This window comes from Pseudomonas helleri (genome assembly GCF_045830615.1).
GTDB classification, from domain to species: domain Bacteria; phylum Pseudomonadota; class Gammaproteobacteria; order Pseudomonadales; family Pseudomonadaceae; genus Aquipseudomonas; species Aquipseudomonas helleri.
The window spans coordinates 231,058-251,206 of the sequence record NZ_CP174501.1 but is presented as its reverse complement, the minus strand read 5'-3'; the positions used below and the strand labels follow the sequence as shown (position 1 = coordinate 251,206).

Below are 20,149 nucleotides of genomic sequence, written 5' to 3'. Positions count from 1 at the left end.
ATGACGCCTCCAGACGCCAAGCGCCCGCTACAGCTCAATGATCAGGGCCAGCTGCGCCACTTCCTGTCGCTCGACGGGTTGAACCGCGAGTTGCTGACTGAAATCCTCGACACCGCAGACTCGTTCCTTGAAGTCGGTGCCCGAGCGGTTAAAAAAGTCCCGCTGCTGCGCGGCAAGACCGTGTGCAACGTGTTCTTTGAAAACTCGACCCGCACCCGCACCACGTTCGAAATGGCCGCCCAGCGCCTCTCGGCTGACGTGATCACGCTGAACGTGTCGACCTCGTCGGCGAGCAAGGGCGAAACCCTGCTCGACACCCTGCGCAACCTGGAAGCCATGGCCGCCGACATGTTCGTGGTGCGCCACGGTGACTCCGGCGCCGCGCACTTTATTGCCGAGCACGTGTGCCCGCAGGTCGCGATCATCAACGGCGGCGACGGCCGCCACGCGCACCCGACCCAGGGCATGCTCGACATGCTCACGATTCGTCGGCACAAAGGCGGCTTTGAAAACCTTTCGGTGGCCATTGTTGGCGACATTCTGCACTCACGGGTGGCGCGTTCGAACATGATCGCCCTGAAAACCCTGGGCTGTCAGGACATCCGCGTAATCGCACCGAAAACCCTGTTGCCGATCGGAATCGAGCAATACGGCGTGAAGGTGTACACCGACATGAACGAAGGCCTGAAAGACGTCGATGTGGTGATCATGTTGCGTCTGCAGCGCGAGCGCATGTCAGGTGGCCTGCTGCCGAGCGAGGGCGAGTTCTACCGTCTGTTCGGCCTGACCACGGCACGCCTGGCAGGCGCCAAGCCGGACGCCATTGTCATGCACCCCGGCCCGATCAACCGTGGCGTGGAGATTGAGTCGGCGGTGGCCGACGGCCCGCACTCGGTGATCCTCAACCAGGTGACTTACGGCATCGCGGTGCGCATGGCGGTGTTGTCCATGACCATGAGCGGGCAAACCGCCCAGCGCCAAATCGAACAGGAGAAGGCCCAGTGAAACTCAGCATTCTCGGCGCCCGCGTCATCGATCCTGTCAGCCAACTGGATCAAATCACCGACCTGCACCTGGAAGCCGGCAAAATCGTCGCCATTGGCGCCGCACCTGCCGGCTTTACCCCAAGCCAGACCCTCGACGCCAAAGGCCTGGTGGCTGCGCCCGGGCTGGTTGACCTGAACGTCGCCCTGCGCGAACCGGGCTACAGCCGCAAAGGCACCATCGCCAGCGAAACCCGTGCCGCTGCGGCCGGTGGTGTGACCAGCCTGTGCTGCCCGCCGCAGACCAAGCCGGTGCTCGACACCTCGGCAGTGGCCGAACTGATCCTCGACCGCGCCCGCGAAGCCGGCAACTGCAAAGTGTTCCCGATTGGCGCCCTGAGCAAAGGCCTCGACGGCGAGCAACTGGCCGAGCTGATTGCCCTGCGTGACGCCGGTTGCGTGGCCTTCGGCAACGGCCTCAACAGCTTCAGTAACACCCGCACCCTGTGCCGGGCGCTGGAATACGCGGCGACGTTCGACCTGACGGTGATCTTCCACTCCCAGGACCGTGATCTGGCAGAAGGCGGCATCGCCCATGACGGCCCGATGGCGGCTTTCCGTGGTTTGCCGGGCATTCCGGAAACCGCCGAGACCGTGGCCCTGGCTCGCGACCTGTTGCTGGTTGAGCAAAGCGGCGTACGTGCGCACTTCAGCCAACTGACCAGTGCTCGCGGCGTGGCGCTGATTGCTCAGGCGCAGGCACGCGGCTTGAAAGTGACCGCCGATGTGGCGCTGTATCAGCTGATTTTGACGGATGAGGCGCTGGTGGATTTCTCCAGCGTGTACCACGTGCAACCGCCGCTGCGCACCCGCGCAGACCGCGACGGACTGCGTGCAGCAGTGAAATCGGGCGTGGTGCAGGCGATTTCCAGCCATCACCAGCCACACGAGCGTGACGCCAAACTGGCACCATTCGGCGCGACTGAACCGGGCATGAGCAGCGTTGAACTGCTGCTGCCATTGGCAATGACGTTGGTAGAAGACGGTTTGCTGGACTTGCCGACCTTGCTCGCACGCCTCAGCGCGGGCCCGGCCCAGGCCTTGCGCCTGCCCGCTGGCAGCTTGACGGTGGGTGCACCGGCTGACCTGGTGCTGTTCGACCCGGCCGCTTCGACCGTGGCTGGTGAGAAGTGGTATTCCAAGGGCGACAACTGCGCGTTCCTCGGCCACTGCCTGCCGGGCGCCGTGCGTTACACGCTGGTGGATGGGCGGATCAGTTACGAGGGCTAAGCCACCCTCTGACCTTTGTAGGAGCGAGCTCGTCTCGCGATCTTTTGATTGTTTAAAAGATCGCGAGGCAAGCTCGCTCCTACAGGTTTTGGCGTTGGCTTAACGACGATCAGCGTTCTCAATCGAGATCTGGTCGTTCAAGGTCCAGAAGTCATACAGCACGCCAATCAGGAAGAAACCGCCCGTCAGCAGGTAAAGGATCCCGGTGATCCACTTGCCCATGTACATGCGGTGCACGCCAAACACACCCAGGAACGTCAGCAGGATCCACGCCACGTTGTAGTCCGTGCTCCCCGCGGTAAACCGCAGGTCGGCTTCACGGTCCATGCTCGGGATCAGGAACAAGTCGATCAGCCAGCCGATCCCCAACAAACCAAACGTGAAAAACCAGATCGTCCCGGTCACCGGCTTGCCGTAATAGAAGCGGTGCGCCCCCAAGAAACCAAAAATCCAGAGCAAATAACCCAGCACTTTGCTGTGGGTATCATGCTGTGTTGCGTCTCGATAGCCGCTCATAAATGCCCTCTTTGCCAGTGATAGAAAAAATTTCTGATTTTTTTTGTGACTTTTTTACTGTCTCGTAACAGGTAAAAGTGTCTTACAAAAAAACGCTCAAAGCCTTGTCCTACCTGACCTGTACCGTTTTCCTGTGACAATTTGTCACCGTCCTACGCCCTTTTGCCCCTCAAGTCGAGTCGACAAACGGCCTGAGAAAGGACAAAAAAGCTGTTATAAAGTTTCGCGCTAATAACCATTGAGCCCTGCCGAATGCGTCCTTTATTCAAGACATGGCTAACCATTTGCCTTTTAATGCCACTGGCCGCCCACGCCACCAACCGTGAGCAACATCTTCCGTCCGGCTTCACTGGCTACACCGCAAAGTCATCTGCGAGTGCACCTTATGTTGCCACTAACAGCAAAACCAAGGCTGTATCACGCCCAACAGCGAGTAAAGCCCACCGCAAGGCCCCCGGCAAAATTGCCACTGCTTCTTTGGCTGCCGCCAACAAGCAAAGCAGTGCCGTACTGAGCCGCGCCGTGAACGTGTTGGGTACTCCTTATCGTTGGGGCGGTAGCAGCCCAAGTAAAGGGTTTGATTGCAGCGGTTTGGTGAAATATGCGTTTAACGACGTTAAAGCCGTCAATTTGCCGCGCAGTTCCAGCGAAATGGCCAGCGGCCATGGGCAAAAAGTTGATCGCAAGGATTTGAAGCCCGGCGACTTGCTGTTTTTCAACATCAAGAGCCGCAAGGTCAACCACGTCGCCATTTATCTGGGCAACGACCGGTTTATCCACGCGCCGCGCCGCGGCAAGTCGGTGACCATCGACACCCTGAAAAAGCCTTACTGGCAGAGCCACTACGTGGTTGCCAAGCGCGTGTTGCCTAAAGAGACCCTGCGGGTCGCTCAGCGCTAAACCCCGCCTGTAGGAGCGAGCTTGCCTCGCGATCTTTTGACTGTTTAAAAGATCGCGAGGCAAGCTCGCTCCTACACGGTTATATCAAGCCGTTTTCCTTCAGCCGCTTCAGGCTCATCTCCAGTGTCTGCATCCCTGCCGCCGCGCCGGTCTGGATCGCCGATACCATCTGCGCCACTTTGTTTTCCCGGATCAGGTTACGAATCGCAGGCGTGGCCAGCATGATTTCGTGCGCCGCGACACGGCCTCCCCCCACCCGTTTGACCAATGTTTGCGCAATCACCCCTTGCAGTGACTCAGACAACATCGTGCGCACCATGGCCTTTTCATCGGCGGCGAACACGTCAATGATGCGGTCGACGGCTTTGGCCGCAGACGCGGTGTGCAATGTCGCCAGCACCAAGTGCCCGGTTTCTGCCGCCGTCAGCGCCAGGCGGATGGTCTCCAGGTCGCGCAGTTCTCCGAGCATGATCACGTCCGGGTCTTCACGCAGCGCCGACCGTAGCGCCGCCGCCACGCTATGGGTGTCGCGGTGCACTTCGCGCTGGTTGATCAGGCACTGGCGGGGCGCGTGCAGGTACTCAATCGGGTCTTCGATGGTAAGGATGTGCTGTTGGCGGGTTGCGTTGATGTGATCAATCATTGCGGCCAGGGTGGTGCTCTTGCCCGAGCCCGTCGCGCCGGTGACCAGCACCAGCCCCTGTGACAGGCCACAGAGCCCTTTAAACACCTCACCCAGCCCCAACCCTTCCAGGCTGGGGACTTGCGACGTAATGCTGCGAAACACCGCCCCGGCTCCGCGCTGCTGCTCAAAGGCATTGACCCGAAAGCGTCCCAGTCCGGGCACTGCGTACGAAAAATCAGCTTCGTGGGCGGATTCAAAGGCTGAACGCTGTGCGCTATTCATCACGCTGTGGATAAGTTCACGCGCCGCGGCCGGGGCCAGCATCGGCAGGTCGCTACGCTGTATTTCTCCGTCCACCCGCAGCATGGGCGCCACGCCCGCTGACAGGTGCAGGTCTGATGCCCCGTGTTTGACGCTGAACGCCAACAGGTCGGCGATATCCATACCCCCTCCCAATTCCAGTAGAATGCCGCAGACTTTTACAACGGCGGGCTTAATTGAATGTCCACGATAGCAGGCAACATTGCTCAGGTTGAGGCGCGTATCCGTGCAGCGGCAGAGGCTGTGCAACGTGATGTAACGAGCATTCACTTACTCGCGGTCAGCAAGACCAAACCCGCAGCCGCCCTGCGCGAGGCGTACGCCGCCGGCATTCGCGATTTTGGCGAGAATTATCTGCAAGAGGCCCGTGCCAAACAGGTCGAATTAACCGACCTGCCCTTGAGTTGGCACTTCATCGGCCCCATTCAATCGAACAAGACGCGTGAGATCGCCGAGCATTTTGCGTGGGTGCATTCCGTAGACCGCTTGAAGATTGCCCAGCGCCTTTCGGAACAACGCCCGGCCGACTTGCCCCCGCTCAATATCTGCATTCAGGTCAATGTCAGCGGTGAGGCCAGCAAGTCAGGCTGCACGCCCGAGGACTTGCCAGCTCTGGCGGCGGCAATCCAGGCGTTGCCACGTTTGACGTTGCGCGGTTTGATGGCGATTCCGGAACCCACCGAGGTGCGCGCCGAGCAAGACGCCGCGTTTGCCAAGGTACGATCATTGCAACAAAGCCTGAACATGGGGCTCGATACACTCTCCATGGGCATGAGCCACGACCTGGAGTCGGCCATTGCCCAAGGCGCGACGTGGGTGCGTATCGGCACCGCGTTGTTTGGCGCCCGCGATTACGGCCAGGCTTGAGACACTCGCCCAACTTTTATAAGGATCGGTTATGAGCAAAACGCGTATTGCCTTTATCGGGGCCGGCAACATGGCTTCCAGCCTGATCGGCGGCCTGCGGGCCAAAGGTCTGGATGCTGCACAGATCCGCGCCTGCGATCCCGGCGCCGAGACCCGGGCCAAGGTCGCGGCCGAGCACGGCATTGAGGTATTCGCCGACAACGCGCAGGCCGTGCAAGACGCTGACGTGATTGTAATTGCGGTTAAACCGCAAGCCATGAAGGCCGTGTGCCTGGACCTGCGCCCGCACCTCAAGCCGCATCAATTGTTGGTGTCGGTAGCTGCCGGCATCACCAGCGCCAGCCTGCTGAACTGGGTCGGCGCACAGCCTCTGGTTCGCTGCATGCCGAACACTCCGGCCTTGCTGGGCAAGGGCGTGAGCGGCCTGTTCGCCACTGAGTCGGTGACCGCCGAACAGCGTCAGCAAGCCGACGAGCTGCTGTCTGCCGTGGGCATCGTGGTATGGGTCGACACTGAAGCACAGATCGACGCCGTGACCGCCGTGTCGGGCAGCGGCCCGGCGTATTTCTTCCTGCTGATCGAAGCCATGACCGCCGCTGGCGTCAAACTCGGCCTGCCCCGTGAAGTGGCCGAACAACTGGCGCAACACACCTCGCTGGGAGCTGCCCACATGGCCGTGTCCAGCGGCATCGACGCGGCTGAGTTGCGCCGCCGGGTGACTTCGCCCGCGGGCACCACTGAAGCGGCGATAAAGTCGTTCCAGGCAGACGGCTTTGAAGCCATCGTCGAAAAAGCATTGAGTGCCGCCGCGCACCGCTCGGCCGAAATGGCCGAACAATTGGGTCAATAAAGGAGCACATGATGTCTGGACTTAATGGCGCTGCCATTTTTGTGATTCAAACCCTGGGTAGCCTCTACCTGCTGATCGTGCTGCTGCGTTTTATCCTGCAACTGGTCCGCGCCAACTTCTACAACCCGCTGTGCCAGTTCACCGTGCGCGCCACGCAACCGCTGCTCAAGCCGATGCGTCGGGTGATCCCGAGCCTGTTCGGGCTGGACATGTCATCGCTGGTGCTGGCCATTCTGGTGCAGATGGTGATCTTCGCCGTGGTCCTGACGCTGAGCTACATGTCCTTCAACATCCTCGGGCTGCTGGCCTGGGCGTTGATCGGCGTATTTACGCTGTTTTTGAAGGTGTTCTTCTTCGCCATCATCATCAGCGTGATCCTCTCGTGGGTTGCACCGGGCGGCGCCAGCCCGGCCGCTGAGCTGGTTAACCAGATCACCGAGCCAGCCCTGGCTCCGTTCCGCCGTATTCTGCCGAGCATGGGCGGCCTGGATATCTCGCCGATTCTGGCGTTCATGGTCATCCAGTTGCTGCAAAGCTACGTCATCCCGCCTTTGGCGATGTACGTCGGCATGCCGGTCGTGCTGTTCGGCCTGATCTAACGAAAAAAACCTGTAGGAGCGAGCTTGTCTCGCGATCTTTTAAAACATCAAAAGATCGCGAGACAAGCTCGCTCCTACAGAGGTTTGAGCATTGCTTGCCGCTCTGCCCCCCGCTCATTAGACTTACGCCTCATTTGAATGAGAGCAGGGTCAATGCCAGCTGCCTTTCCCCCCGATTCCGTTGGTCTGGTCGTGCCGCAAATCGCGCACTTCAGCGAACCGCTGGCGTTAGCCTGTGGCCGTTCACTGCCTGCCTATGATCTGATTTACGAAACCTATGGCCAGCTCAATGCCACGGCCAGCAATGCCGTGCTGATCTGCCACGCGCTTTCCGGGCATCACCATGCCGCCGGTTACCACAGTGCCGACGAGCGCAAGCCCGGCTGGTGGGACAGCTGCATCGGCCCCGGCAAGCCGATCGACACCAACAAGTTCTTCGTGGTCAGCCTCAACAATCTTGGCGGCTGTAATGGCTCTACCGGCCCAAGCAGCCTCAACCCCGAAACCGGCCGCCCGTTTGGCGCCGATTTCCCGGTGCTGACCGTGGAAGACTGGGTGCACAGCCAGGCCCGTCTGGCCGACCGTTTGGGCATTAACCAGTGGGCTGCCGTAATCGGTGGCAGCCTGGGCGGCATGCAGGCGTTGCAGTGGAGCATCAGCTACCCGGATCGCCTGCGCCATTGCCTGGCGATTGCCTCGGCGCCCAAATTGTCCGCGCAGAACATCGCGTTCAACGAAGTGGCGCGTCAGGCCATCCTCACCGACCCTGAGTTCCACGGCGGCTCGTTCCAGGAACAAGGCGTGATCCCCAAGCGTGGCCTGATGCTGGCGCGCATGGTCGGGCACATCACTTACCTGTCCGATGACTCCATGGGCGAGAAATTCGGCCGTGGCCTGAAGAACGAAAACCTCAACTACGACTTCCACAGCGTCGAGTTCCAGGTAGAAAGCTACCTGCGCTATCAAGGCGAGGAGTTTTCCGGGCGTTTCGACGCCAATACCTACCTGTTGATGACCAAGGCGCTGGACTACTTCGACCCGGCCGCCAACTACAACGACGACCTGGCCAAAACCTTTGCCGGGGCCAAGGCACGCTTTTGCGTGATGTCATTCACCACCGACTGGCGCTTCTCGCCGGCGCGCTCGCGTGAGCTGGTGGATGCGCTGATGGCGGCGAAAAAAGACGTTTGCTACCTCGAGATCGATGCACCGCAAGGCCATGACGCCTTCCTGATTCCGATCCCGCGTTACCTGCAAGCCTTCAGCAATTACATGAACCGAATAGACCTGTGAGAACGCCATGAGAGCCGACCTGGAAATCATCCAAGACTGGATCCCCGCTGGCAGCCGCGTACTCGACCTCGGTTGTGGTGATGGCGAACTGCTGAGCTGGCTGCGCGACAACAAGCAAGTCACCGGTTACGGCCTGGAAAACGACCCGGACAACATCGCCGAGTGCGTGGCCAAAGGCATCAACGTGATCGAGCAAGACCTGGACAAAGGGCTGGGCAACTTTGCCAGCAACAGCTTTGACATCGTGGTCATGACCCAGGCGCTGCAAGCGGTGCACTACCCTGACCGGATCCTCGACGAGATGCTGCGCGTCGGGCGCCAGTGCATCATCACCTTTCCGAACTTCGGTCACTGGCGTTGCCGCTGGTATCTGGCCAGCAAAGGCCGCATGCCCGTGTCCGAATTTCTGCCGTACACCTGGTACAACACGCCGAACATTCACTTCTGCACCTTCGAAGACTTTGAAGAGCTGTGCCGTGAGCGCGAAGCCCGCGTGATCAACCGCCTTGCTGTAGATCAACAACACCGGCACGGATGGGCGAGTAAGTTATGGCCTAACCTGTTGGGTGAGATTGGCATTTACCGTGTCAGCAGTCCTGGCCTGCAGGATCATCAAATCGCGGTTTAAATCAGGGTTCACAAGGAGAAGGGCTATGGGACGGATTGGATTACTGCTGCTGTCGATGTGCTTCGCCGTTCAGGCGATGGCTGCGGGGGCCACCCAGGTGGGCGGCACCGTGGTCAACTACAACGCCTTCATGACCAACTTCCTGAGCCCTGAGATCACCGCCAGGTATGGCCTACAACGCAGTGAGCGACTGGGTGCGCTGAACTTCAACCTGTCCAAAGATGATCAAAAAATAGCCAGCACGATCAAGGGCACTTACCGCGAAACCGGTGATAAAAAAGCTAAACCGCTCACCTTCAAACAGGTGATCAATGACCAGGGGGCGATTGATTACTTCGCCCAGTTCCCGGTCCAGCCCGCTAAAGTCTATGTGTTCGCCATTGAGCTTAAGGTCAACGGCGAAACCAAAGACATCGAATTTTCCCAAGAGGTCGCTCCGCTCCAATGATTAACCTTACGCAACTGGTCCTGGCTAGCCACAACGCCGGCAAACTCAAAGAACTTCAGGCCATGCTCGGCGAGTCGGTGCAGTTGCGCTCGATTGGAGAATTCAACAGCGTCGAGCCGGATGAAACCGGCTTGTCGTTCGTTGAAAACGCGATTCTTAAAGCGCGCAACGCGGCACGTATCTCCGGCTTGCCGGCACTGGCAGACGACTCGGGGCTGGCGGTGGATTTTCTCGGGGGGGCACCGGGCATCTACTCGGCCCGTTATGCCGACGGCAAAGGCGATGCGGCAAACAACGCCAAGCTGCTCGACGCCTTGAAAGACGTGCCAGAAGCCGAGCGCGGCGCGCAATTTGTGTGCGTGCTGGCATTAGTGCGTCACGCTGACGATCCGCTGCCGATTATCTGCGAAGGCTTGTGGCACGGCCGCATCCTGCACGCGGCCAGCGGCGAGCACGGTTTTGGTTACGACCCGCTGTTTTGGGTGCCGGAGCGCAACTGCTCCAGCGCTGAGCTCAGCCCGGCCGAGAAAAACCAGTTGAGCCACCGCGCCCGCGCCATGGACTTGCTGCGTCAGCGTTTGGGCCTGAAATGACCCATGACACCCCTTCACAGCCGCTCTATCTGGGTGCGGCTGGCTTTACTCAGCAGGCGCCGCGCGCGCCGCTGACGCAACTGCCACCCCTGTCGCTGTACATCCATATTCCGTGGTGCGTGCGCAAATGCCCGTACTGCGACTTCAACTCGCACACTGCAAGCCCGGTGCTGCCCGAAGAAGAATACGTCGACGCGCTGCTGGCCGACCTCGATCAAGACCTGCACGCGGTCTATGACCGCGAGCTGAGCTCGATTTTTTTTGGCGGCGGCACGCCGAGCCTGTTCAGCGCCCAGGCGCTGGGCCGCTTGCTCAAGGGGGTCGAAGCGCGCATCCCGTTTGCCAGCGACATCGAAATCACCCTCGAAGCCAACCCCGGCACGTTTGAGCAAGAAAAGTTTGTGGCCTACCGCCAACTGGGGATCAATCGCCTGTCGATTGGCATCCAGAGTTTTCAGCAAGAAAAACTCCAGGCACTGGGCCGTATCCACAACGGTGACGAAGCCGTGCGCGCCGCCGGGATGGCGCGTCAGGCGGGCTTTGATAACTTCAACCTCGACTTGATGCACGGCTTGCCCGATCAGAGCCTGGAAGACGCCCTGAGCGACTTGCGCCAGGCCATTGCCCTCAAACCGACACACTTGTCGTGGTATCAACTGACGCTGGAACCCAACACGGTGTTCTGGAACAAGCCGCCTGATTTGCCCGAAGACGACACCTTGTGGGACATCCAGGAAGCGGGCCAGGCGTTGCTCGCCGAACACGGCTACGCCCAGTACGAAGTGTCGGCCTACGCCCAGCCGGGTCGCCCGGCGCGGCACAACCTGAACTACTGGAGCTTTGGTGACTTTATCGGTATTGGCGCTGGCGCTCATGGGAAATTGAGCCATCCTGATGGCCGAATTGTCCGCACCTGGAAGACCCGTCTTCCAAAGGACTACCTCAATCCAGCCAAAAACTTTCAAGCCGGTGAGAAAACCCTGACAGCGGAAGAGCTACCTTTTGAGTTTCTAATGAACGCCTTGCGTCTTACCGACGGCGTCGACTCATCGCTCTACCCGCAGCGCACCGGTTTGCCTCTTGAGAGTTTGAACGAGGGACGGCAGGCGGCAGAACAAAGCGGCTTATTGCAGGTCGAACCGACACGCTTGGCGGCGACCGCCCGAGGGCAGTTGTTTCTCAACGACTTGTTACAGCACTTTCTGATCTAAGGAACGCGAATGGACTTGGTACTTGACCTGCTTGCCACCGTGTCACGCTGGAGCCGCAGCCATCTCTCCGAGATATCCCTGGCCCTGATTGGCTGCCTGCTGGTGCTGTTTGGTGCGGACTTTAAAGGGTGGGTTGAACAGCGTCTGGGCAGCATCGCCGGTGCCTTGCGCGTTCCCTTGATGGCCCTGCTGTGCCTGATCGGCAGCGGCGCCGCCCTGATCTACGCCACCCCATGGGTTGAGCGCGGCCTGAGCCAATTCAACAACTACAGCCTTGCGCCGGTGTTGTTGGTGGTACTGGTGTTGATCGGCGTAGTCGCAGATCGCCGCGGATAACCCCGCCCCCCTGTAGGAGCGAGCTTGCCTCGCGATCTTTTGATCTTTTAAAAGATCGCGAGACAAGCTCGCTCCTACACAGGATTGCGTTTTTTACGCCAACTTCTCGAACTTCAAATCCCACACGCCATGGCCAAAGTTAAAGAGCACTACTGAACAGACAAACTTCCGTAATTTACGCAGTCACGGGCTTTAGTTATGTCACTAACGGTATTTGAAATAGTCATCGTAGCCGCCGTTCTACACGCGTCATGGAACGCCATTGTTAAAGCTGGCAAGAACACGGTATTAACCATGGTGCTGGTGACCGCTTCAGCGGCGCTTTGGGCTGTTGTTTTACTGCCTGTCCTTCCTTCCCCAAGCCCAGAAAGCTGGCCCTATATTGCGCTGTCTGCAGCACTGCAAATCGTCTATTTTGCACTGATCGCAAGGATCTATCGCATTGCAGACATGAGCCAAACTTACCCAATAATGCGCGGTGCGGCACCGCTTATTGTTGCTCTCGCCGGTACCCTTTTCCTCGACGAAACCTTGTCCAGCCCTGCCTGGCTGGGTGTCTGTATTATCTGTTCGGGTATTTTAATAATGCTCTGGAGCGGGGGGCAAAAGAGTCGGGAAGGTTTAATACTCGCCCTATTAAACGCTTTGGTTATTAGCAGCTACACATTAGTCGATGGTATTGGCGTACGGTTATCCGCAGCACCAGCGTCTTACACGCTCTGGATATTTCTGATTACTGGCGCATCTATTGTCTGCTGGGCAACACTCACTCAATGGTCGCAGACGCGTCACTATCTGCGGCTCAATTGGCACTTGGGTGCTGTCGGAGGTCTTGGCACTCTGGTTTCTTATGGGCTGGCCTTATATGCAATGACTCAGGCCCCCGTAGCCGTCGTGGCCGCGCTGCGTGAAACGTCAATTTTGTTCTCAGCCGTGATTTCGTGGCTGATTCTGAAAGAACACATCACGATCGTGCGTTGTGTGTCCGTTTGCGTGATTGCAATCGGGGCAATCACGTTACGTTTGGCTTAGAAACCGGCCTCCAAGCAGGGGGAAACCGGCACTTTAATAAATCCTTACGCCAACTTCTCGAACTTCAAATCCCACACGCCATGCCCAAGACGTTCGCCACGGCGTTCGAACTTGGTCACCGGGCGCTCGGCCGGGCGTGGGACGCACTGGCCGTCTTCGGCCAGGTTGCGGTAACCCGGCGCGACGTTCATGACTTCCAGCATGTACTCGGCATACGGTTCCCAGTCGGTCGCCATGTGCAGCACGCCACCCACTTTCAGCTTGGAACGCACCAGTTCGGCAAACGATGCCTGGACGATGCGGCGCTTGTGGTGACGGCTCTTGTGCCATGGGTCCGGGAAGAACAGCAGCAGGCGGTCGAGGCTGTTGTCAGCCACGCAGCGGGTCAGGACTTCGATCGCGTCGCAGTCGTAAACCCGCAGGTTGGTCAGGCCTTGGGTCAGCACGCCGTTGAGCAGCGCGCCCACACCCGGACGGTGAACCTCGACCCCGATGAAGTCTTGCTCAGGCGAAGCCGCCGCCATTTCCAGCAGGGAGTGACCCATGCCGAAGCCGATTTCCAGGGTGCGCGGTGCCGAGCGACCAAACACCTGGTCGTAATCGACCGGCGCATCGGCCAGCGGCAGTACGTACAGCGGCGCGCCTTGATCCAGGCCGCGTTGCTGGCCTTCGGTCATGCGCCCGGCACGCATCACAAAGCTCTTGATGCGGCGGTGCTGGCGGTCGTCGCCTTCTTCCAGGGTTGGGGTGTCGAGTGATTCAGTCATCAGTGGCTCTTACTTGATCAGACCATCCAGCGGCGAGGAGGCGCTGGCATAGAGTTTTTTCGGCATGCGCCCGGCCAGATACGCCAGACGGCCCGCCACAATGGCGTGCTTCATGGCTTCGGCCATGATGATTGGATGCTGGGCGTTGGCGATGGCTGAGTTCATCAGCACGGCTTCGCAGCCCATTTCCATGGCGATGGTGGCGTCGGAGGCAGTGCCTACGCCCGCGTCCACCAGCACCGGGATTTTCGCTTCTTCCAGAATGATCCGCAGGTTGTACGGGTTGCAGATGCCCAACCCCGTGCCGATCAGGCCCGCCAGCGGCATGACCGCGATGCAGCCCATGGCTTCAAGCTCGCGGGCGATGATCGGGTCATCGCTGGTGTACACCATCACGTCAAAACCGTCCTTGACCAGCACTTCGGCGGCCTTGAGGGTTTCGATCACGTTAGGGAACAGGGTTTTCTGGTCTGCCAGCACTTCGAGTTTGACCAGGTTGTGGCCGTCGAGCAGCTCACGGGCCAGTCGGCAGGTACGCACGGCTTCAACCGCGTCGTAGCACCCGGCGGTGTTCGGCAGGATGGTGTAGCGATCTGGCGGCAACACGTCGAGCAGGTTCGGCTCGCCGGGGTTTTGCCCGATGTTGGTACGACGCACAGCGACGGTGACGATTTCTGCGCCCGAGGCTTCGATGGCCAGGCGGGTTTCTTCCAGGTCACGGTATTTGCCGGTGCCTACCAGCAAACGCGACTGGTACGTACGGCCGGCCAACACGAAAGGCTTGTCGCTGCGAACATTGCTCATCGGGAATCCTCTTCTGATTGTGTGCTCTGTGGACAGGGGTGAAGCGGGGCCAGCTGACTAGCCGCCACCGATGGCATGAACCACTTCGACCTGATCGCCTTCTTTGAGCACCGTTTCGCCATGCTGGCTGCGCGGCACGATGTCCAGGTTAAGCTCGACGGCGACACGGCGGCCTGTCAGTTCCTGGAGGGCCAACAAGCCAGCGACGGTCTCGCCGTCCGGCAGTTCAAAGGATTCACCGTTCAACTGAATGTGCATGCGCGACGCTGCCATCATTTTTAGGGGTCAGCATTCTAGCCCGATCAGTCAGGGCGACCCAAGCCATTCGTCCTACAGACTTAACTAACGCGCCAGGCGGCCAGCCCCAGGCATAACCAGCCCGCCAAAAAGCCGAGGCCACCGATGGGGGTGATCATCCCCAGCTTGCTGATGCCGGTCATTGTCAGCACGTACAAACTGCCGGAGAACAGCACAATGCCCAGCGCAAAACAGATACCGGCCCACGTCACCAAGCGGCTTTGCAGTTGCGTCGCCAGCAGCGCGACGCCAATCAAGGCCAAGGCATGAACCAGTTGATAGGTCACACCGGTATGAAAAATAGCCAGGTATTGCTCACTCAGGCGGCCTTTCAGGCCATGGGCCGCGAATGCGCCGAGGGCAACGCCGGTAAAGCCAAAGAAGGCGGCCAACATCAGGAAAACACGCAACATGGTTCACTCCCTTCAGGGTCATCGAATAGCGCAGGGTCTGTATAATGGCCCGCTCAACGGGTTCGGCCAAGCCATCTATGCTGCGTAATCTTCTACATCGCGTCCTTAAAGCCCTGCTGTGGTTTGCAGCGGGCAGTGCGTTGCTGGTGCTGATTTTCCGCTGGGTGCCGCCGCCGGGCACCGCGCTGATGGTCGAGCGCAAGGTTGAATCGTGGTTCGACGGCCAGCCCATTGACCTGCAACGCAACTGGCGGCCTTGGGATGACATCTCCAACGAGCTGAAAGTGGCGGTGATTGCCGGCGAAGATCAGAAATTCGCCGAGCACTGGGGCTTTGACTTCAGCGCGATCAGGGCGGCGTTCGTGCATAACGAAAAGGGCGGCACCGTGCGCGGCGCCAGCACGCTGAGCCAGCAGGTGTCGAAAAACCTGTTTTTGTGGTCGGGCCGCAGTTGGCTGCGCAAAGGGCTCGAAGCCTGGTTTACCGGGTTGATTGAGCTGTTGTGGCCCAAGCAGCGGATCCTTGAGGTGTACCTCAATAGCGCCGAATGGGATGAAGGGGTGTTTGGCGCACAGGCCGCGGCGCAGCATCACTTTGGCGTCGACGCCAAAAACCTCTCGCGCCAGCAGGCCAGCCAGCTGGCTGCCGTATTGCCCAACCCGCGTAACTGGAGCGCCAGCCACCCGACGCCCTACGTGGCCAGCCGCGCTGCCTGGATTCGCCAGCAAATGCGCCAATTGGGCGGCGACAATTACCTCACCACCCTGAACACCTCCCGCAGCGACAAGCCCTGGGCGGAGTAAAACAACTGGAACTGCCGCACCGTCTTCGACGCCGCGCTGTCGCGCAGCAAACAGGCTACCGAATATCTTCAGCATCCCCCAATCGGTTCCCTCTCCTTCGGGAGAGGCGTGGTGAGAGGCGTCTTAGATCAAGATCAAAAGATCGCGAGGCAAGCTCGCTCCTACAGGGTATTTGCCCACAAACAAAAACGCCCCGATCAGATCGGGGCGTTTTTTTGACAGTCGCGTTAAGCGGCGATCGAGAGTTTGAGCTTGTTCATCGCGCTTTTTTCCAGCTGACGAATACGCTCTGCAGACACGTTGTACTTTTGCGCCAGGTCGTGCAGCGTGGCTTTCTCTTCAGCCAACCAGCGCTGATACAGAATGTCACGGCTACGGTCGTCCAACACTTCCAGCGCTTCGTGCAGGTTGGTGTTGGAGTTGTCGGTCCAGTCAGCATCTTCCAGTTGACGCGCCGGGTCGTACCGGTGGTCTTCCAGGTAGTTGGCTGGCGACTGGAATGCACTGTCGTCGTCAGCTTCTGCTGCCGGATCAAAGGCCATGTCTTGACCGGTCAGGCGGCTTTCCATTTCGCGCACTTCGCGAGGCTCTACGCCCAGGCTTTCAGCCACGCGATGGACTTCTTCGTTGTTCAGCCAGGCCAGACGTTTTTTCTGGCTGCGCAGGTTGAAGAACAGTTTGCGCTGGGCCTTGGTGGTCGCGACTTTCACGATCCGCCAGTTACGCAGAATGAACTCGTGGATCTCTGCCTTGATCCAGTGCACGGCGAACGACACCAGACGCACACCCATTTCGGGGTTGAAGCGTTTGACCGCCTTCATCAGGCCGACGTTACCTTCCTGGATCAGGTCTGCCTGAGCCAGGCCATAACCCGAGTAACTACGGGCAATGTGTACAACAAAACGCAGGTGGGCGAGCACCATCTGCCGAGCCGCCCCCAAATCCTGCTCATAGTAGAGACTCTCGGCCAGTTCACGCTCCTGCTCGGGTGTCAGCAGTGGAATACTGTTCACCGTGTTGACATAGGCCTCCAGGTTCGCACCGGGGACCAACGCATACGCAGGTTGCAAAGAAGTGGTCATACGAATAAACCTCCGTCTCACATAACTCGTGCAGTTCAGCACTGCGAAAGTTGACCGGAAACTGTGAAAAAAGTTCCGAAAAAAGCTGAAAAGGTCAACATGTATAAAGCAATTACTTAGGCGAAAGCTCACGTAAGTGACGTGCGACTGCAATCCATGCACCGATATACCCTAACAGCACCGCGCCAAGCAATAGCGACAGACCATCGGCTACCGGCACTCCGGCCAGCGCAAAATCGCTGCCATACAATCCCGCCAGCCCGACAACCGCGTCGTTGAGCCAGTTCAAACCGAATGCCAACACCCCCCAGGAAAGAATCCCGGCGCCAAACCCGTAAAGCGCGCCCATGTACAGAAACGGCCTACGCACGTAGCTGTCTGTACCACCGACCAGCTTGATCACTTCAATTTCGATCCGACGGTTCTCGATGTGCAGACGAATGGTGTTACCGATCACCAGCAGCAACGCCGAGACCAGCAAAACGGTCAACCCGAACACAAAACGGTCACCCAGCTTGAGGATCGCCGCCAAGCGTTCGACCCAGACTAGATCAAGTTGCGCCTGTTGCACTTTCGGCAACTCGGAAAGGCGCTCGCGCAGGGCTTCAAGGGTGGCTTTATCGACCTCATTGGGGGTCACCAGCACCACACCCGGCAACGGATTGTCCGGCAGCTCTTTGAGCGCTTCGCCCAAGCCAGACTGCTGCTGGAACTCATCCAGAGCCTTTTCGCGGCTGATGAATTCAGCGTCCGCGACCCCCGGCATACCTTTTATCTGATTGCTTAATTGCTCGCCCTGCGAGTTGCTGGCGTCCATTTGCAGGTACAGCGAAATTTGCGCGGCGCGCTGCCATGAACCGCCCAGGCGCTCGACGTTGTTCAGCAACAGCGACAAGCCCATCGGCAAGCTCAGGGCGACGGCCATCACCAAACAGGTAAAAAAGCTGCCAATCGGCTGCTTGCCCAAGCGGCGCAAGCTGTCCAGCAGACTGGCGCGGTGCGACTCGACCCAAGCATGGAACAACATCCCAAAGCTGGGGCCGTCGTCTTCGTCGTGTTTTTTCTTTTTCGGCGGCTGTGGATCGGCCGCCTTGGGTGCCACGCGTTCGGACACCTTGGAACTGCGAGTGGCACTCATTGCCCGGCCTCCCCGTCGCCAATCAATCGGCCACGCTGCAAGGTCAGCATACGGTGGCGCATGCGCGCGATCAGCGCCAGGTCGTGGCTGGCAATCAGTACGCTGGTGCCCAAACGGTTGATGTCTTCAAATACGCCCATAATTTCCGCCGCCAAACGCGGGTCGAGGTTGCCGGTAGGTTCATCTGCCAGCAGCAAGGCTGGACGATGGACGATGGCTCGGGCAATGCCGACGCGTTGTTGTTGGCCGGTGGACAAGTCGCCGGGGTAAAGCTCGGCTTTGTCCGACAGCGACACGCGGTCCAGCGCGGAGTCGACGCGCTTGGCAATTTCCGGCTTGGACAAGCCCAGAATCTGCAACGGCAGCGCGACGTTGTTGAACACCGTGCGATCAAACAACAACTGGTGGTTCTGGAAGACCACGCCGATCTGGCGACGCAAAAAAGGAATCTGCGCGTTGCTGATCTGGCTCAGGTCCTGGCCCGCCAGCAGCAATTTGCCGCTGGTAGGGCGCTCCATCGCCAGCAACAGCCGCAACAGCGTGCTTTTGCCCGCGCCGGAGTGGCCGGTGACAAACAGAAACTCGCCGCGACGGACCCGGAAGCTCAGCTCGTGCAGGCCCACGTGTCCATTTGGATAGCGTTTACCGACCTGCTCGAAACGAATCATGGACGCTCCCGCTCCGCAAACAGAGCCTGAACAAAAGGTTCGGACTCAAAGGTACGCAAATCATCGATGCCTTCACCGACGCCGATAAAACGGATCGGGATGTTGAACTGCTTGGCCAGGGCGAAGATCACCCCTCCTTTGGCCGTGCCGTCGAGCTTGGTCAGCGCCAGGCCGGTCAAAGCCACGGTCTGGTTAAACTGCTTGGCCTGGTTGATAGCGTTCTGGCCGGTACCGGCGTCGAGCACCAGCAGCACTTCGTGCGGCGCTTCTTCGTCGAGTTTGCCGATCACCCGGCGGACTTTTTTCAGCTCTTCCATCAGGTTGTCTTTGGTGTGCAGACGACCGGCGGTGTCGGCGATCAACACGTCGATGCCCCGCGCCTTGGCGGCTTGCACCGCGTCAAAGATCACCGAGGCCGAGTCGGCGCCCGTGTGCTGGGCGATCACCGGGATGTGGTTACGCTCGCCCCAGACCTGCAACTGCTCGACCGCTGCGGCACGGAAGGTATCACCGGCCGCCAGCATGACTTTTTTGCCTTCCAGTTGCAGTTTTTTCGCCAGCTTGCCGATGGTGGTGGTTTTACCCGCACCGTTGACGCCGACCACCAGAATCACGAACGGCTTGTTGCGGGCTTCTATTTTCAGCGGTTGCTCAACCGGCTTGAGCATGGCGGCCAGCTCGTCCTGCAACGACTTGTACAGCGCGTCGGCGTCGGTCAGTTGCTTGCGCGCGACCTTCTGCGTCAGGTTTTTGATGATCACCGAGGTCGCTTCAACGCCCACGTCGGCCGTCAGCAAACGGGTTTCGATTTCGTCCAGCAGGTCGTCATCAATGACTTTTTTGCCGAGGAACAGGCTGGCCATGCCTTCGCCAATGCTGGCGCTGGTTTTGGACAAACCTTGTTTAAGGCGGGCAAAGAAACCAACTTTGGCTTCTGCCACAGGAGCAGGTGCAGGCGGCTCGACCACAGGCGCAGGTGCAGCCACCACGGCAACCGGAGCGGCAATAGGCGCTGGAGCTGGAGCTGGAGCTGGAGCAACCGGCTCAGGCTCAGGCTCAGGCAGGGTCTCAACCACCTCAAGCACCGGCTCAACGACTTCAACCACCGCAACCACAGACTCTGGCTCTGGAATCGGCGGCACGATGTGCGGCGCTTCCACGTCTTCGACCAGGGCAACCGGCTCCTCGGGCACCGGCAACGGCGGCCATGGCTCAGGTTTGGCCGCTTCAACCACAGGGGCAGCGACCACTTCTGGCACGGGCTCGACCACCACCGGTGTGGCTTCGATCAACGGCTCGGGGGTGACTTCAGGCGCAGGCGCTGGCTGTTCAACGACGGTTTCCTGCGGTTTTCTGCGCAGCCATCCGAACAGGCCTTTCTTCTCGCCAGCCGCAGCTGGGTTCTTCTTGTCGTCGTTGGAACCAAACATGGAGGACGGCTATCTCATCGTAGCGACGCGCCACTGTGGCGCCCCGGCAAATAATATTCGGTGTGAAAAAGACTGTTTTTTTGTCAGCTCGTTCGCACACAGCTTATTCAGGGTGTAAAGAAACACCTCTATAACTTCGTCTTATCTCGGACATGGAACGGGAAATACGGCAAAAAAAGGAAATTTACCGGGATACCTCCACACTTCCAAGTCGGCTCCTATACTGCCCGATCACAGGTTGTCTGATCGTGGCGG

At 59.3% G+C, this 20,149-nt stretch carries 24 protein-coding genes; 14 read left to right on the top strand and 10 right to left on the bottom strand.

The window, feature by feature from the left end; all coding sequences use genetic code 11:
- Together ACJJU9_RS01195 and ACJJU9_RS01190 are read left to right on the top strand one after the other, a co-directional pair.
- Nucleotides 1-1,005 (top strand): aspartate carbamoyltransferase catalytic subunit, encoded by a 1,005-nt coding sequence (locus ACJJU9_RS01195; RefSeq protein ID WP_407729885.1) that lies wholly within the window; start codon nt 1-3, stop codon nt 1,003-1,005.
- Nucleotides 1,002-2,273: a dihydroorotase gene (locus tag ACJJU9_RS01190; protein WP_407729884.1), complete on the top strand. Its 1,272-nt coding sequence runs from the start codon at nt 1,002-1,004 to the stop codon at nt 2,271-2,273. The genes ACJJU9_RS01195 and ACJJU9_RS01190 overlap by 4 nt, the downstream gene beginning before the upstream one ends.
- A gap of 99 nt (nt 2,274-2,372) precedes the next feature.
- Here ACJJU9_RS01190 and ACJJU9_RS01185 read toward each other — a convergent pair whose 3' ends face one another.
- Nucleotides 2,373-2,789: an NINE protein gene (locus ACJJU9_RS01185; RefSeq protein WP_048370954.1), complete on the bottom strand. Its 417-nt coding sequence runs from the start codon at nt 2,787-2,789 to the stop codon at nt 2,373-2,375.
- 252 nt (nt 2,790-3,041) lie between these two features.
- Here ACJJU9_RS01185 and ACJJU9_RS01180 point away from each other — a divergent pair, with 252 nt between their 5' ends.
- A complete protein-coding gene (locus ACJJU9_RS01180) occupies nt 3,042-3,689 on the top strand; it encodes a C40 family peptidase (RefSeq protein WP_048385081.1) in 648 nt (215 codons plus the stop codon).
- A 79-nt stretch (nt 3,690-3,768) separates the two neighbouring features.
- Here the strand turns inward: ACJJU9_RS01180 and ACJJU9_RS01175 are convergent, their stop codons facing one another.
- Nucleotides 3,769-4,758: a type IV pilus twitching motility protein PilT gene (locus ACJJU9_RS01175; protein ID WP_407729883.1), complete on the bottom strand. Its 990-nt coding sequence runs from the start codon at nt 4,756-4,758 to the stop codon at nt 3,769-3,771.
- 57 nt (nt 4,759-4,815) lie between these two features.
- Between ACJJU9_RS01175 and ACJJU9_RS01170 the strand changes: the two genes are divergently transcribed.
- The 10 genes from ACJJU9_RS01170 (at nt 4,816) to ACJJU9_RS01125 (ending at nt 12,492) form a co-directional block, all read left to right on the top strand.
- Nucleotides 4,816-5,502, top strand: a complete 687-nt coding sequence (locus tag ACJJU9_RS01170) for a YggS family pyridoxal phosphate-dependent enzyme (protein WP_048385085.1) — start codon at nt 4,816-4,818, stop codon at nt 5,500-5,502.
- Nucleotides 5,503-5,533: 31 nt separating this feature from the next.
- Nucleotides 5,534-6,352, top strand: coding sequence for a pyrroline-5-carboxylate reductase (gene proC, locus ACJJU9_RS01165; protein ID WP_048385087.1), 819 nt, complete (start codon nt 5,534-5,536; stop codon nt 6,350-6,352).
- Between the two features lie 11 nt (nt 6,353-6,363).
- On the top strand, nt 6,364-6,951 hold the full coding sequence (locus ACJJU9_RS01160; protein ID WP_048385088.1) for a YggT family protein: 588 nt from the start codon (nt 6,364-6,366) through the stop codon (nt 6,949-6,951).
- Between the two features lie 153 nt (nt 6,952-7,104).
- The gene (locus tag ACJJU9_RS01155) at nt 7,105-8,244 is read left to right on the top strand and encodes a homoserine O-acetyltransferase (RefSeq protein WP_048385090.1); all 1,140 of its coding nucleotides are present in this window, start codon (nt 7,105-7,107) and stop codon (nt 8,242-8,244) included.
- 7 nt (nt 8,245-8,251) lie between these two features.
- Nucleotides 8,252-8,872 carry a methionine biosynthesis protein MetW gene (metW, locus tag ACJJU9_RS01150; protein WP_048370967.1) on the top strand — a complete coding sequence of 207 codons (621 nt, stop codon included), beginning with the start codon at nt 8,252-8,254 and terminating at the stop codon, nt 8,870-8,872.
- 25 nt (nt 8,873-8,897) lie between these two features.
- Nucleotides 8,898-9,320 carry a DUF4426 domain-containing protein gene (locus tag ACJJU9_RS01145; protein ID WP_407729881.1) on the top strand — a complete coding sequence of 141 codons (423 nt, stop codon included), beginning with the start codon at nt 8,898-8,900 and terminating at the stop codon, nt 9,318-9,320.
- Nucleotides 9,317-9,913 carry an RdgB/HAM1 family non-canonical purine NTP pyrophosphatase gene (gene rdgB / locus ACJJU9_RS01140; protein ID WP_407729880.1) on the top strand — a complete coding sequence of 199 codons (597 nt, stop codon included), beginning with the start codon at nt 9,317-9,319 and terminating at the stop codon, nt 9,911-9,913. The genes ACJJU9_RS01145 and rdgB overlap by 4 nt, the downstream gene beginning before the upstream one ends.
- Entirely contained in the window at nt 9,910-11,124 is a 1,215-nt protein-coding gene (hemW, locus tag ACJJU9_RS01135; RefSeq protein WP_331368090.1) for a radical SAM family heme chaperone HemW, read from the top strand. Before rdgB ends, hemW begins: the two co-directional genes overlap by 4 nt.
- A gap of 9 nt (nt 11,125-11,133) precedes the next feature.
- The gene (locus ACJJU9_RS01130; protein ID WP_019409176.1) at nt 11,134-11,460 is read left to right on the top strand and encodes a DUF3392 domain-containing protein; all 327 of its coding nucleotides are present in this window, start codon (nt 11,134-11,136) and stop codon (nt 11,458-11,460) included.
- A gap of 198 nt (nt 11,461-11,658) precedes the next feature.
- Nucleotides 11,659-12,492 (top strand): EamA family transporter, encoded by an 834-nt coding sequence (locus tag ACJJU9_RS01125; protein ID WP_407729879.1) that lies wholly within the window; start codon nt 11,659-11,661, stop codon nt 12,490-12,492.
- Between the two features lie 44 nt (nt 12,493-12,536).
- Here the strand turns inward: ACJJU9_RS01125 and trmB are convergent, their stop codons facing one another.
- The 4 genes from trmB to ACJJU9_RS01105 all read right to left on the bottom strand — a co-directional run bounded on the left by trmB (nt 12,537) and on the right by ACJJU9_RS01105 (nt 14,773).
- Nucleotides 12,537-13,259, bottom strand: a complete 723-nt coding sequence (gene trmB, locus ACJJU9_RS01120) for a tRNA (guanosine(46)-N7)-methyltransferase TrmB (RefSeq protein WP_048370979.1) — start codon at nt 13,257-13,259, stop codon at nt 12,537-12,539.
- Between the two features lie 9 nt (nt 13,260-13,268).
- Nucleotides 13,269-14,063, bottom strand: coding sequence for a thiazole synthase (locus tag ACJJU9_RS01115; protein WP_048370981.1), 795 nt, complete (start codon nt 14,061-14,063; stop codon nt 13,269-13,271).
- A gap of 57 nt (nt 14,064-14,120) precedes the next feature.
- Complete coding sequence (gene thiS, locus ACJJU9_RS01110) at nt 14,121-14,321, bottom strand: sulfur carrier protein ThiS (protein ID WP_048371198.1); 201 nt, start codon at nt 14,319-14,321, stop codon at nt 14,121-14,123.
- A gap of 80 nt (nt 14,322-14,401) precedes the next feature.
- Nucleotides 14,402-14,773, bottom strand: a complete 372-nt coding sequence (locus ACJJU9_RS01105; protein ID WP_048370985.1) for a DUF423 domain-containing protein — start codon at nt 14,771-14,773, stop codon at nt 14,402-14,404.
- Nucleotides 14,774-14,850: 77 nt separating this feature from the next.
- Here ACJJU9_RS01105 and mtgA point away from each other — a divergent pair, with 77 nt between their 5' ends.
- On the top strand, nt 14,851-15,576 hold the full coding sequence (mtgA, locus tag ACJJU9_RS01100) for a monofunctional biosynthetic peptidoglycan transglycosylase (RefSeq protein WP_194289384.1): 726 nt from the start codon (nt 14,851-14,853) through the stop codon (nt 15,574-15,576).
- A gap of 227 nt (nt 15,577-15,803) precedes the next feature.
- Here mtgA and rpoH read toward each other — a convergent pair whose 3' ends face one another.
- The 4 genes from rpoH to ftsY all read right to left on the bottom strand — a co-directional run bounded on the left by rpoH (nt 15,804) and on the right by ftsY (nt 19,894).
- The gene (rpoH, locus tag ACJJU9_RS01095; RefSeq protein ID WP_048370987.1) at nt 15,804-16,658 is read right to left on the bottom strand and encodes an RNA polymerase sigma factor RpoH; all 855 of its coding nucleotides are present in this window, start codon (nt 16,656-16,658) and stop codon (nt 15,804-15,806) included.
- A 112-nt stretch (nt 16,659-16,770) separates the two neighbouring features.
- Complete coding sequence (ftsX, locus tag ACJJU9_RS01090; protein WP_048370988.1) at nt 16,771-17,796, bottom strand: permease-like cell division protein FtsX; 1,026 nt, start codon at nt 17,794-17,796, stop codon at nt 16,771-16,773.
- Nucleotides 17,793-18,464, bottom strand: coding sequence for a cell division ATP-binding protein FtsE (gene ftsE, locus ACJJU9_RS01085; RefSeq protein WP_048370989.1), 672 nt, complete (start codon nt 18,462-18,464; stop codon nt 17,793-17,795). Before ftsE ends, ftsX begins: the two co-directional genes overlap by 4 nt.
- A complete protein-coding gene (ftsY, locus tag ACJJU9_RS01080; protein WP_407729878.1) occupies nt 18,461-19,894 on the bottom strand; it encodes a signal recognition particle-docking protein FtsY in 1,434 nt (477 codons plus the stop codon). Before ftsY ends, ftsE begins: the two co-directional genes overlap by 4 nt.
- Nucleotides 19,895-20,149: the final 255 nt, after the last annotated feature.

Bases quoted from the DNA above. Each gene is read 5' to 3' on its own strand.
- ACJJU9_RS01195 (WP_407729885.1), top strand. From the start codon at position 1: ATGACGCCTCCAGACGCCAAGCGCCCGCTACAGCTCAATGATCAGGGC.
- ACJJU9_RS01185 (WP_048370954.1), bottom strand. From the start codon at position 2,789: ATGAGCGGCTATCGAGACGCAACACAGCATGATACCCACAGCAAAGTG.
- ACJJU9_RS01180 (WP_048385081.1), top strand. From the start codon at position 3,042: ATGCGTCCTTTATTCAAGACATGGCTAACCATTTGCCTTTTAATGCCA.
- ACJJU9_RS01175 (WP_407729883.1), bottom strand. From the start codon at position 4,758: ATGGATATCGCCGACCTGTTGGCGTTCAGCGTCAAACACGGGGCATCA.
- ACJJU9_RS01170 (WP_048385085.1), top strand. From the start codon at position 4,816: ATGTCCACGATAGCAGGCAACATTGCTCAGGTTGAGGCGCGTATCCGT.
- proC (WP_048385087.1), top strand. From the start codon at position 5,534: ATGAGCAAAACGCGTATTGCCTTTATCGGGGCCGGCAACATGGCTTCC.
- ACJJU9_RS01160 (WP_048385088.1), top strand. From the start codon at position 6,364: ATGTCTGGACTTAATGGCGCTGCCATTTTTGTGATTCAAACCCTGGGT.
- ACJJU9_RS01155 (WP_048385090.1), top strand. From the start codon at position 7,105: ATGCCAGCTGCCTTTCCCCCCGATTCCGTTGGTCTGGTCGTGCCGCAA.
- metW (WP_048370967.1), top strand. From the start codon at position 8,252: ATGAGAGCCGACCTGGAAATCATCCAAGACTGGATCCCCGCTGGCAGC.
- ACJJU9_RS01145 (WP_407729881.1), top strand. From the start codon at position 8,898: ATGGGACGGATTGGATTACTGCTGCTGTCGATGTGCTTCGCCGTTCAG.
- rdgB (WP_407729880.1), top strand. From the start codon at position 9,317: ATGATTAACCTTACGCAACTGGTCCTGGCTAGCCACAACGCCGGCAAA.
- hemW (WP_331368090.1), top strand. From the start codon at position 9,910: ATGACCCATGACACCCCTTCACAGCCGCTCTATCTGGGTGCGGCTGGC.
- ACJJU9_RS01130 (WP_019409176.1), top strand. From the start codon at position 11,134: ATGGACTTGGTACTTGACCTGCTTGCCACCGTGTCACGCTGGAGCCGC.
- ACJJU9_RS01125 (WP_407729879.1), top strand. From the start codon at position 11,659: ATGTCACTAACGGTATTTGAAATAGTCATCGTAGCCGCCGTTCTACAC.
- trmB (WP_048370979.1), bottom strand. From the start codon at position 13,259: ATGACTGAATCACTCGACACCCCAACCCTGGAAGAAGGCGACGACCGC.
- ACJJU9_RS01115 (WP_048370981.1), bottom strand. From the start codon at position 14,063: ATGAGCAATGTTCGCAGCGACAAGCCTTTCGTGTTGGCCGGCCGTACG.
- thiS (WP_048371198.1), bottom strand. From the start codon at position 14,321: ATGCACATTCAGTTGAACGGTGAATCCTTTGAACTGCCGGACGGCGAG.
- ACJJU9_RS01105 (WP_048370985.1), bottom strand. From the start codon at position 14,773: ATGTTGCGTGTTTTCCTGATGTTGGCCGCCTTCTTTGGCTTTACCGGC.
- mtgA (WP_194289384.1), top strand. From the start codon at position 14,851: ATGCTGCGTAATCTTCTACATCGCGTCCTTAAAGCCCTGCTGTGGTTT.
- rpoH (WP_048370987.1), bottom strand. From the start codon at position 16,658: ATGACCACTTCTTTGCAACCTGCGTATGCGTTGGTCCCCGGTGCGAAC.
- ftsX (WP_048370988.1), bottom strand. From the start codon at position 17,796: ATGAGTGCCACTCGCAGTTCCAAGGTGTCCGAACGCGTGGCACCCAAG.
- ftsE (WP_048370989.1), bottom strand. From the start codon at position 18,464: ATGATTCGTTTCGAGCAGGTCGGTAAACGCTATCCAAATGGACACGTG.
- ftsY (WP_407729878.1), bottom strand. From the start codon at position 19,894: ATGTTTGGTTCCAACGACGACAAGAAGAACCCAGCTGCGGCTGGCGAG.